Source organism: Streptomyces sp. SID10853, assembly GCF_010548145.1.
Lineage (GTDB): Bacteria > Actinomycetota > Actinomycetes > Streptomycetales > Streptomycetaceae > Streptomyces.
Genome location: NZ_JAAGLN010000227.1, coordinates 1 through 11,387, shown reverse-complemented (window position 1 = coordinate 11,387; position 11,387 = coordinate 1). Strand labels below are relative to the sequence as shown.

The 11,387-nt window shown below is 72.7% G+C and carries 8 protein-coding genes; 5 read left to right on the top strand and 3 right to left on the bottom strand.

Annotation, left to right across the window (positions count from 1 at the left end; genetic code table 11):
* The 3 genes from G3I19_RS29555 to G3I19_RS29545 form a co-directional block, all read left to right on the top strand.
* Window positions 1-1,479: peptidoglycan recognition protein (locus G3I19_RS29555; RefSeq protein WP_239074915.1), on the top strand; the 1,479-nt coding region annotated here is incomplete at its 5' end.
* A 149-nt stretch (window positions 1,480-1,628) separates the two neighbouring features.
* On the top strand, window positions 1,629-2,711 hold the full coding sequence (locus G3I19_RS29550) for an NDP-sugar synthase (RefSeq protein ID WP_164266786.1): 1,083 nt from the start codon (window positions 1,629-1,631) through the stop codon (window positions 2,709-2,711).
* Between the two features lie 23 nt (window positions 2,712-2,734).
* Window positions 2,735-3,640, top strand: a complete 906-nt coding sequence (locus G3I19_RS29545) for a DNA-3-methyladenine glycosylase 2 family protein (protein WP_164266785.1) — start codon at window positions 2,735-2,737, stop codon at window positions 3,638-3,640.
* Between the two features lie 243 nt (window positions 3,641-3,883).
* Here the strand turns inward: G3I19_RS29545 and G3I19_RS29540 are convergent, their stop codons facing one another.
* From G3I19_RS29540 to G3I19_RS29530, 3 genes are read right to left on the bottom strand one after another with little or no spacing between them, the layout of a single operon-like run.
* Complete coding sequence (locus G3I19_RS29540) at window positions 3,884-5,215, bottom strand: coenzyme F420-0:L-glutamate ligase (RefSeq protein WP_164266784.1); 1,332 nt, start codon at window positions 5,213-5,215, stop codon at window positions 3,884-3,886.
* Window positions 5,212-6,168, bottom strand: coding sequence for a 2-phospho-L-lactate transferase (gene cofD / locus G3I19_RS29535; RefSeq protein ID WP_164266783.1), 957 nt, complete (start codon window positions 6,166-6,168; stop codon window positions 5,212-5,214). The genes G3I19_RS29540 and cofD overlap by 4 nt, the downstream gene beginning before the upstream one ends.
* Window positions 6,169-6,201: 33 nt before the next feature.
* Entirely contained in the window at window positions 6,202-6,750 is a 549-nt protein-coding gene (locus tag G3I19_RS29530) for a cysteine dioxygenase family protein (protein ID WP_164266782.1), read from the bottom strand.
* A 668-nt stretch (window positions 6,751-7,418) separates the two neighbouring features.
* Here G3I19_RS29530 and G3I19_RS29520 point away from each other — a divergent pair.
* The gene (locus G3I19_RS29520) at window positions 7,419-7,682 is read left to right on the top strand and encodes a WhiB family transcriptional regulator (RefSeq protein WP_164266780.1); all 264 of its coding nucleotides are present in this window, start codon (window positions 7,419-7,421) and stop codon (window positions 7,680-7,682) included.
* Between the two features lie 291 nt (window positions 7,683-7,973).
* The coding region (locus tag G3I19_RS29515) for a glycosyltransferase (RefSeq protein WP_164266779.1) at window positions 7,974-11,387 on the top strand (3,414 nt) is incomplete at its 3' end.

Genomic DNA, 11,387 nt, shown 5'->3' with positions numbered 1-11,387 from the left:
GCGGCCGCGCCCCGGGCCGGCTCGCCGGCCGCGCCGGTCCCCGGCTCCACCCAGTCGCTGCGGCTCGACGCGGTGTCCGCCGACCGCTCCACGGACCATGCGGCCACTGCCGGGCTGTCCCGGCAGAAGGTCAAGCCGTTCTCACTGGTCGGCGTGGTCTGGAACGACAAGAAGGCCCACCTCGACGGCACCGTCCAGGTGCGGACCCGGCGGGTGGGCTCGACGGCCTGGACCGGCTGGCAGTCGGTCGAGACCCGCAACGACGACCACGCGCCCGACCCCGGTACGGCGGAGGCCGAGTCATCGGCGGTGCGCGGGTCCACCGCCCCGCTCTGGGTGGGCGACTCGGACGCGGTCCAGGTCCGCGTCCGTACGAAGGCGCCCGCCGGATCCACCCGCGCAGCGGCCCCCGCGCTCCCGAAGGGGCTGCGCCTGGACCTGGTCGACCCGGGCCCGGACCCGCAGCCGACTGACCCGCAGCCGACTGACCCGACGGCGGCTGATCCCACGGCGGCTGATCCGACGGCAGCTGACCCGACGGCGGCCGATCCCACGGTGGCCGACCCGCAGCCGGCTGACTCGACGGCGGCTGATCCGACTGCGGCTGACCCGACGGCGGCTGATCCCACGGCGGCCGACCCGCAGCCGGCTGACCCGACGGCGGCTGATCCGACGGCGGCCGACCCGACCGCGGCTGATCCCGCGGCCGCCGACCCCACCTCGGCCCACCCCACCTCGGCCGACCCCACCGCCGCCGACGCGAGTACCCCCGGTTCCGAGTCCGCCGCTCAGGCCGCACCCACCGAGCTGCCCGCCCTCAGCAAGGAAGCCACGGTGGCCGAGCTGGAGCAGTCGGGAGCCAAGGCCGGCCCGTACGTCGCGCCCCGGCCGCGCATCGTCACCCGCAAGGGCTGGGGCGCCGACGAGAGCGTCCGCGAGTCGGCCTTCCTCTACACGGACACCGTGAAGGTCGCCTTCGTCCACCACACCGCGACGGGCAACAACTACACCTGCGCGGAGGCCCCCTCACTGCTGCGCGGCATCTACCGCTACCACGTGAAGAGCCTCGGCTGGCGCGACATCGGCTACAACTTCGTCATCGACAAGTGCGGCACCATCTACGAGGGCCGCGCGGGCGGCGTCACCAAGCCCGTGATGGGCGCCCACACCCTCGGGTTCAACACCGACAGCACCGGAGTCGCCGTCCTCGGCACCTTCACATCGGCCGAGCCGCCCGCCCCCGCCGTCACCGCGCTCTCCCGTTTCACCGCGTGGAAGCTCGGCCTGACCGGCGCCGACCCGGCGGGGAAGACCACCCTGGTGTCCGACGGCGGCAACCGCTACGAGAAGGGCACAGAGGCGAAGCTGAACGTGATCTCCGGACACCGCGACGGATTCGCCACCGAGTGCCCGGGAGCGAAGCTCTACGACAAGCTCGGCGCGATCCGCAGCGCGGCCGCCCGCTACCAGGGCCGCTGACCCCTGCCGTCCGTACGGCCCGTCCGGCCTGCCCGCACCCCGTACCGCACCGTCTGCATACACTGGCCAGCCCGTTAAAGGGGTCATCGGAACACCCATAGCCCGATGACCCCTGAAGGCCCGCCCCAGCAGGAAGCAGAGACGTCAAGGTGACAGAAGCGATTCTCCTGGTCGGCGGCAAGGGCACGCGGCTACGGCCGCTCACGGTCAACACACCCAAACCGATGGTCCCGGCTGCGGGAGTCCCGTTCCTCACCCATCAGCTCGTCCGCGCGCGGGCCGCCGGGGTCGACCACATCGTGCTCGCCACCTCGTACCTGGCTGAGGTCTTCGAGCCGTACTTCGGCGACGGTTCCGCCCTGGGCCTGCACCTGGAGTACGTCACCGAGGAGGAACCCCTGGGCACCGGCGGCGCCATCCGCAACGTCGCGGAACGCCTGCGCTCGGGGCCGGATGAACCGGTCCTCATCTTCAACGGCGACATCCTCACCGGACTGGACATCGAGGCCCTCGTCACCACCCACGAGACCTCGGGCGCGGATGTCTCCCTGCATCTGACGCGGGTGGACGACCCGCGCGCGTTCGGCCTCGTCCCCACCGACGGCACCGGCCGGGTGACCGCCTTCCTGGAGAAGCCGCAGACGCCCGAGGAGATCGTCACCGACCAGATCAACGCCGGGGCGTACGTCTTCACGCGCTCGGTCATCGACACCATCCCGGCCGGGCGCCCCGTATCGGTCGAGCGGGAGACCTTCCCCGGCCTGCTCGGCTCGGGCGCCCACCTCCAGGGCATGGTCGACTCCACCTACTGGCTCGACCTGGGCACCCCGCAGGCGTTCGTACGCGGCTCCGCCGACCTCGTACTCGGCCACGCCCCGTCGCCCGCGGTGCCGGGCCGCTGCGGCGACCGGCTGATCCTGGACAGTGCCACCGTGGCCCCCGGCGCCAAGGTGACCGGCGGCACCGTGATCGGTGCGGGCGCGGTCGTCGGCGAGGGCGCCAGGATCGACGGCAGCACCGTCCTCGACCACGCGGTCGTCGAGCCGGGCGCGGTGGTCACCGACTCGCTGATCGGGGCCGGGGCCAGGATCGGGGCCCGCTCGGTACTGACCGGCGCGGTGATCGGCGACGGCGCACAGGTGGGCGCGGACAACGAGCTGCGCGCCGGGATAAGGATCTGGTGCGGTGCCGTGCTGCCGGACGGTTCCGTGCGCTTCTCGTCCGACCAGTAGCTCCGGCCAGTAGCCTCTACGGAGTGGCAGGACGTTTCACCGCCCGGGTCCCGGGTCAGTACGGCCCCGTCGACCTCGGTCTGGTCCTCGGGGTGCTCCGCCGTGGCCCCTGGGACCCCACGTACCGGACGACGTCCGACGGCGCGGTGTGGCGGGCCAGCCGGACGCCGGACGGGCCCGGCACGCTCCGGATCGCCGCGGACGGCGCGGAGGCGTGGGGCCCCGGCGCCGACTGGCTGCTCGCGGGGCTTCCCGGGCTGCTGGGCGAGCTGGACGACCCGTCGGATTTCGTACCGCGCCACCGGGTGGTCGCCGACGCGCACCGCCGCCGCCCGCAGCTCAGGCTCTGCCGTACCGGTCTGGTCCTTGAGTCGCTGATCCCGTCGGTCCTGGAGCAGAAGGTGACGGCGGACGAGGCGTACCGCGCCTGGCGGCGGCTGCTCCGCGCGTCCGGCACACCTGCGCCAGGTCCGGCCCCCGAGCACATGTATGTGATGCCCGATCCGCGCGGCTGGTCGCTCATCCCGTCCTGGGAGTGGCACCGCGCGGGCGTCGACAACAAGCGCGCGTCCACGATCCTGCGCGCGGTACGGGTGGCCCGCCGCCTGGAGGAGGCGGCCGGGATGGCTCCCGCCGACGCGGCCCGCCGCCTGGAACTGATCCCCGGCATCGGCCCCTGGACCTCGGCGGAGACGCTCCAGCGCGCCATCGGGGCCCCGGACGCGGTCACGGTCGGCGACCTGCACCTGCCGGGCATCGTCGGCTACGCGCTGACCGGCCGCCGGGGCGTCGACGACGACGGAATGCTGGAACTCCTGGAGCCGTACGCGGGCCAGCGCCACCGCGCGGTCCGGCTGATTCTGCTGACGGGCCGGGTCCCGCAGCGCCGCACCCCGAAGATGCCACGTACGGACATCGCCCGGCTGTGACACGTCCACCTCGAAGCCGCCGAGGCCCGGCCGGCGTTCGAGGCCGCTTTCCAGCGCCATCGGGGCCACGAGCCACCTCCCAGCGCCGACCGGGAGACCGAGACCATCTTCCAAGCCCCTCCGGGGGTACCTCCAGCGCCGTCCGGGGAGACCGAGGCCGCCTTCAAGCCCCTCCGGCGATCGAGGAGCGGGGTGTCCGGGGCGGAGCCCCGAAAAGCGGCGCAGCCACACGCACTCGCCCCCTCACCGCACCGTGATGAACTCCTCCACAGTCCGCCCGGGCCGAGGGGCCGCCGCGGAGGCCGGATGACCGACCGCCACAGCCCCCATCGGCTCCCAGCCGGCGGGCAGCCCCAGCACCTCCCGCACCACGTCCCGGCAGAACATCGTCGAGGACACCCACGCCGACCCCAGCCGCTCACCCGCGAGCGCCACCAGGAAGTTCTGTACGCCCGCACCGGCCGCGACGGTGAACATCTCGCGCTCCGCCGCGTCCCGCCGGTCGTCCCCGTACGTGTGCGACCCGTCGAGCACCATGCAGGGCACCGCCAAGTACGGTGCCCGGCGCAGCACTTCACCGCGGCGCACCCGCTTGGCGATGGACTCGTCCGACTTGCCGTCGCGCCGCAGATCCGCGATCCACGCGTCCCGCATCGCGTCCAGCAGCCCGGTGCGCGCCGCAGCCGACTCCAGGAGGACGAAACGCCACGGCACCGTGTGGTGCGGGGCCGGCGCGGTGAGCGCCGCGGCGACCGCGCGGCGCACCGCGCCCGGGTCCACCGGCTCGTCGGTGAAGTCGCGGACCGTACGCCGCTGGGTGACCGCTTCCCGTACCGCCTCGGACGTACCGAGCCGGAACATGTCGTCGGCGGCGACGCGCACCATGGCACGCGCGCCCCCGGAGGCGCCGTCGGCGTCACGGGCATCGCCACCGTCGGCGGCCGGGTCCACCACGAGCTGCGGCAGACCGCGGACCACCGCGACCGGCAGGCCCGCCGCCTTGCCCTTCACCAGGTCGCCCGCGGCGGCCAGTTCGTCGGCGGTGGCGACGACCGTGGCGCTCAGCGGGTTGCCGTACGCGTCCGTGCCGCCGCGCAGATCGTCGAGCACTCGCACCCCGGCGGCCCCGATCGCCACATCGGTGAGGCCGTTGCGCCACGGCCGCCCGAAGGTGTCCGTGACGATCACGCCGACCTCCACGCCCAGCGCGTCCCGCAGACCCTCGCGGATCGCCCGCGCCGACCTGTCGGAGTCCTCGGGGAGCAACAGGACGGTCCCCGCAGGGGTGTTGGAGGCGTCGACCCCGGCGGCGGCCATCACCAGGCCCTGCCGGTTCTCGACGATACGGAGCGTGCCGCGCCGCGCCACCACCCGTACCGTCTCGGCGTCGATCGCCGCCTCGCGGTCGACGGCCTGCACGATCCGGCCCTCGGCCTTGGAGACGATCTTGGAGGTGACGAGGACGACATCGCCGTCCGCCAGGTCGGGCGCTGCGGTCGCGATCAGCTTGGCCAGGTCGTCGCCCTCGCCGACTTCGGGCAGCCCTGGCACGGCCCGGACGGTGAAGGACGTCACGCCCTGACCTCTTCGGCCAGGGTGAGCGCCTCACGGGCCATCGCCGTGGTCGCGTCCAGATCCGTCATCATCAGCGGCACGGCCCGGCAGCGGATCCCCGCTTCCTCGATCCCGGTCACGGACGCGGCGTCGACGGTGTCGACCAGCCAGCCGTCCAGCAGCCCGGAACCGTAGTGCTCGGCGACCGCGGCCGCTGTCGACTCGACGCCGACCGCGGCGAGGACCTTGTCGGCCATCCCGCGCACGGGCGCGTCCCCGACGATGGGGGAGAGCCCGACGACGGGCACACCGGCGTCGGCGATGGCCTCCCGGATGCCGGGCACGGCGAGGATGGTGCCGACCGAGACCACCGGGTTGGACGGCGGGAAGATGACGATGTCGGCGGCGGCGATGGCTTCGAGCACGCCCGGGGCGGGCTTCGCCCGGTCGGCGCCCACCGGCACGACGGCCGCGGCGTCGACGGACGCGCGCAGCCGCACCCAGTACTCCTGGAAGTGAATGGCCTTGCGCTCGCCGTCGAGGTCGACGGCGACATGTGTCTCGATGCGGTCGTCGGACATCGGGATGAGCCGCACCCCCGGCTGCCACCGCTCGCAGAGCGCCTCGGTGACGGCGCTCAGCGGATAGCCCGCGCCGAGCATCTGGGTCCGCACGATGTGCGTGGCGAAGTCACGGTCGCCGAGCCCGAACCACTCGGGTCCCACGCCGTACGCGGCGAGTTCCTCCTTGACGGTGAAGGACTCGTCGGTACGTCCCCAGCCCTGCTCCTCGTTGATGCCACCGCCGAGGGTGTACATCACCGTGTCGAGGTCGGGGCAGACCTTCAGCCCGAACAGATGGATGTCGTCACCGGTGTTGCCGATGACAGTGATGTCCGCGTCAGGCGCGGCCTTCTTGAGGCCACGCAGGAATCGGGCACCACCGATGCCGCCGGCCAGAACCACAATGCGCATGCGAACAGTCTGTCAGGCGAAGCCTGGTTCCTGTCAGGCGGGAACGGGGTCTTGTACGGCCGGGATCGCGCACTGGGGGCTGTGCATCGGCATCTCGGTCAGGCCCGGGTAGTAGACGTGCAGGCTCACGGCCGGTTCCAGTGAGTCATTGACGACCTCGTGGGAGTACCCCGGCGCGAACACCCGCTGGGCGCCCGCCTCCAGTACGCGCCCGCCGCGCTCCGTACGCTCGGTCAGCCTGCCGTCGAGGACGGTCATGACACCGGACGAACGCCCGTGGCCGTGCGGCCCGCTGCCCTGCCCGGGGACCCAGCTGAGCAGCCAGATCTCGTAGCCGGCCGGGGGCTGTGGCTGCCCTGTCAGGGCGGGACCCGGGGCTTGGGGAACGGTGCGCAGCCGGTGGTACCAGCGGGACACCGCGTCGTACTCGACGAGATGCGCCCACTGGCCGCGGTCCGCGGCGATGGCGCGGGCCAGCCCGGCGAACTCGGCCACCGTGGCCGGGTGCTCGCGGGCGGGCTTGAGCAGGTGCTGGACGGCGAGGATGTCGCCTGCGATCTGGAGGTCGCTGTCGCTGTTCATGGTGCGGGGGTTCCTCGGCAGTGAAGTGCTGGGGTGTCGCAAGAAAGGTGCAGTCAGGGCTGCGGGAAGACGCTGGAGCTCGATGGCATCAACAGCAGGAACAGCAACAGCACACCTGGACAGCGCTGCGGAACCCACCGGTGTGGGTCGCGGAGAACGCTGCGGTCGCTGGCATGGGAACTAGAAGAACGGCTCTCGTGCCCCTTGTCAACCTGATGACCGATTTGGGCGTAATGTTTCACCTCATCCGGTTACTCCGTCCGGAGAGAGGTTTGTTCGCCCGCCGTCGCGGAGATGTGGCGCAGCAGGCCCCGCCGTAAACATCGCAGGGATCGCAAACGTCGCAGAAATCCCGTGACCGGACTGTGATCTTGATCGCTTCGACGGGTGCGGCGAGAACGGGACCGGCCTCAGTGGAGTCTCAGTCTGTGAGGGCGTCAGCTCTCCCGGGCCGGGAAGGCGCAGGTATGGGCCAGTGGCATGTGTCAGGTTTTTAGTGATTTGAACACTTTCCGCATAGCCTTGGTTCCGCAGAGTGAATAAGGGGCCCAATAGCAGATCTCGGCTTGACTGGCTCGGATCCACACACTTGTAATTTCACTCGTGTCGTTCGGCCGAAATCGGTAGCGACAGCAACACGGGGACGCAAAGACGGACAAGGGGCGCACATGACCGAGCTGTTCCAGCAACTGCTGGTCGAGGACGCGGACGAAGAATTCGGCTGGCAGGAGCGCGCGCTGTGCGCCCAGACCGACCCCGAGTCCTTCTTCCCCGAGAAGGGCGGTTCCACCCGCGAGGCCAAGAAGGTCTGCCTCGCCTGCGAGGTCCGCTCCGAATGTCTTGAGTACGCCCTTGCCAACGACGAGCGGTTCGGCATCTGGGGCGGTCTGTCCGAGCGGGAGCGCCGGCGGCTGAAAAAGGCCGCCGTCTAGCACGGCCCGGCCGCCGCCCGGCCGCCGTCCGGCCACCCGCGCCGGCGGTCCTCACCGGCCGCGTGCTCCGGCCGTCCGGCCGGGAACCGGGACAAGTCCATGCACACCACCCGGTCCGCCGTCCGTCCCCCTGGGGCGGGCGGCGGACCGCTGTCCGAGTCAGCCGTTAGTGTGGGGCCCCGTCCGCGATGCACCAACGCCCCCACGGGGCGCGTGCGTCCACCGCATCCGCACACCAGCCTTCCGGGGGGCCACGCCACCCGGACTCCGGCCGGAGGGGCCCGTACCTCGATGTCCGTGCACAGCCAATCGACGGCCCCTTACGAGGCCGCAACGCCTGCGTTCGCTCCCGCGCACCCACCCGAATTCCCGCAGCATGTCGTCACCGCCGTCCTCGTCACCCACGACGGCGCCCGCTGGCTGCCCGACGCGCTCGCCGGGCTGCTCGGCCAGGAACGGCCCGTACAGAACGTCGTCGCGGCCGACACCGGCAGCGCCGACGCCTCCGCGAGCCTGGTCACCGAAGCGCTCGGCGGCGAGCGGGTGTTGCACCTCGCACGCCGCACCGGCTTCGGCGCAGCCGTCGACGAGGCGGCCCGCACCGCCGGAGTCCTCACCCCCGAGGAACTGCCGTACCTGAAGCGGCCGAGCGGCTGGGACCCGGTGAGCCGCAGCTGGCGCGACGACGCCTATGACATGCCCGAACTGCCGCACGGCGAACCGGTGCAGTGGCTCTGGCTGCTCCACGACGACTGCGCCCCCGACCCCGACGCGCTCACCGAGCTGCTGCGCGTGGTCGACAACGACCCGCACGCCGTCATCGTCGGACCCAAACTGCGCGGCTGGTACGACCGTAAGCAACTGCTCGAAGTCGGCGTCTCGATCGCCAACAGCGGACGCCGCTGGACCGGACTCGACCGCCGTGAACAGGACCAGGGCCAGCACGACCAGGTCCGCTCGGTGCTGTCCGTCTCGACCGCCGGCATGCTCATCAGGCGGGACGTCTGGGAGGAGCTGGGCGGCTTCGACCGCAGGCTGCCCCTGATGCGCGACGACGTCGACCTGTGCTGGCGTGCACATGCCGCGGGCCACAGCGTCGTCGTCGCACCCGACGCCGTACTGCGGCACGCCGAGGCATCGGCCCGCGAGCGCCGGCCCATCGACTGCGTGGGCCGCTCCGTCGCCAGCCCGCACCGCGTCGACAAGGCCGGCGCCGTCTACACCCTGCTCGTCAACACCCGCGGCCGCGGAGTGCCGTACGTCCTGCTGCGGCTGGTCTTCGGCACGCTGCTGCGCGTGATCGCGTACCTGGTCGGCAAGGCGCCGGGACAGGCACTCGACGAGGTCGCCGGGCTCGTCGGCACCCTGCTGCGCCCCGAGCGGATCCTCGCCGCCCGGCGCGCCAGAGGGGCGGGCACGGTCGAAGCGGGCGAGCTGCGGCCCCTCTTCCCCCCGCCGGGAGCCACCGTCAAGGCCACCGCCGAGCAGGTGGTGGGCCATTTCGGCGGTAGCTCCGACGTAGAGGCCGGTTCACGGCACGGCGCCGTCGAATCCGGTCCGGGCGGCGACGACGCCGACTTCCTGGAGATCGAGCAGTTCGCCCGGCTGAAGCGGATAGCCCGCAAGCCGGCCCCGGTGCTGTTCGCCGTACTCCTGCTGGTGTCGCTCATCGCCTGCCGGGCGCTGCTGGGCGGAGGCGCCCTCGCGGGCGGCGGCCTGCTCCCCGCGCCCGATCACGTATCGGAGCTGTGGAACCGCTACGCCGACGTATGGCACCCCCTCGGCACCGGCGGCACCCAGACCGCCCCGCCGTACCTCGGCGTCCTCGCCGTCTTCTCCACCGTTCTGCTGGGCCACACCGGGCTCGCGCTCACCCTGCTGCTGGTCTGCTCGGTCCCGCTGGCCGGTCTCACCGCGTACTTCGCCTCCCGGCCGCTCACCGGCTCCCGGCAGCTGCGGGCCTGGGGAAGCATCGCGTACGCCTTCCTGCCCGCCGTGACCGGCGCGCTGGCCGGAGGGCGGGTCGGTACGGCCGTACTCGCCGTCCTGCTGCCGCTGATCGCCCGCTGCGCCGTCGCAGCCTCCGGCGTGCGCGGGGAGCGCGGAAGCTGGCGGGCGGTCTGGGCCTATGCCTTCCTGCTCACCCTCACGATGGCCTTCACGCCCGTCGTGTGGCCGCTCGCCGTGGTCATCGGGATCGCGGTACTGGCGCTGCACCGTGACGAGATCACCGCGTACGGGCTGCGCTTCCTCGCGCTCGCCGGGACGCCCCTCGTGCTGCTGGCGCCCTGGTCGCTCTCGCTGCTCACCCAACCATCGGGCTTCTTCCGCGAGGCCGGTATGGAGTTCGGCAAGGGCTCGGCCTCCGCGCTCGACCTGCTGGGCATGAGCCCCGGAGGCCCGGAGACCGCCGGCGGGGTACTGCTCATCGGCGTGGTGCTCGCCGCGCTGGCCGCCCTGCTGCGCGGGGAGCGGCAGTTCGCCATCCGCGGCGCCTGGGCGGTGGCCCTGCTCGGCCTCGTCTTCTCGGTCCTGGCCAACAGGTCAGGATGGGCCGGCCCCACGACGCTCGTCTACGGGATCGCGCTGCTGGCCGCCGCCGTGCTCGGCGCGGAGGGCGCACGCGGGCGCGTGGCCACCCAGAGCTTCGGCTGGCGCCAGCCCGTCGCCGGGCTGATCGCGATCGCCGCGCTGCTCGCACCGGTGATCGCCGCCTTCAGCTGGATGGTCAGCGGCGCCGACGGGCCGCTGGAGCGGCGGGACCCGGTGCAGGTCCCGGCGTTCGTCGCCGAGGAGAGCGGCACCCGCGACCAGGCCCGCACCCTGATCCTCGGCGGGACATCTCCCGGCGAGGTCTCGTACACGCTGGTGCGCGGCTCGGGCGGCAGACTCGGCGACGCCGAGCTGGCCCGCGCGGGCGGCAGCAGCCCCCGGCTCGACAAGATCGTGTCCCGTCTGGTCGCCGGCTCCGGCGCCGACCAGTCCAGCCAGCTCAGCGGATACGCCATCCGCTATCTGCTGGTCAGGGACGGAGCGCCACGCGAGATGAGCCGGGTGCTCGACGCCACCCCGGGGCTGAGCCGGCTCAGCCAGCTGGACGGCAGCGAGCTGTGGCGCGTCGACCGGCAGGTCGCGCGGGCCACCATCGTCTCCGGTACGTCCTCGGACGCCGCCACCGATGAGGGCCAGTCCGTCGCCGCGGGCCCGGTGGACATCCACACCACCGTCCCGGCCGGCAAGTCCGGCCGTGTCCTGCGGCTCGCGGACTCCGCCGACCCGGGCTGGCAGGCCACCCTGGACGGCCACGCGCTCACCAGGACGACCGTCGACGGCTGGGCCCAGGGCTTCGAACTCCCCACCCAGGGCGGCAAGCTCGACGTCAGCTACGACGAACCCCTCACCCACACCCTCTGGGTCTGGGTCCAGGTGCTGCTCGCCATCGTCCTGCTGGTGCTCGCCCTGCCCGGCCGCCGGGTGCGGATCGACGACGACCTGCCCGACGAGGAACTCCCGGTACCGGCCGAGCCGGTGGCGGGCGAGGGCCGCAGGGCCCGCAGGCTGCGCGCCGTTGCCCAGGCCGAAGCGGAGGCGGCGGGGGCCATGGACGCCCCGGACGGAACAGGCCCTGCCGGGGCGGACATCCCGGGCGCTCCTGGCCCCCAGGGCGACGCGGCGGACGTACCGGGCGACGGCCCCGGCGGCCCC

Excerpts from the sequence above, each read along its gene's own strand:
- cofD (WP_164266783.1), bottom strand. The coding sequence starts at position 6,168 with ATGCGCATTGTGGTTCTGGCCGGCGGCATCGGTGGTGCCCGATTCCTG.
- G3I19_RS29530 (WP_164266782.1), bottom strand. The coding sequence starts at position 6,750 with ATGAACAGCGACAGCGACCTCCAGATCGCAGGCGACATCCTCGCCGTC.
- G3I19_RS29520 (WP_164266780.1), top strand. The coding sequence starts at position 7,419 with ATGACCGAGCTGTTCCAGCAACTGCTGGTCGAGGACGCGGACGAAGAA.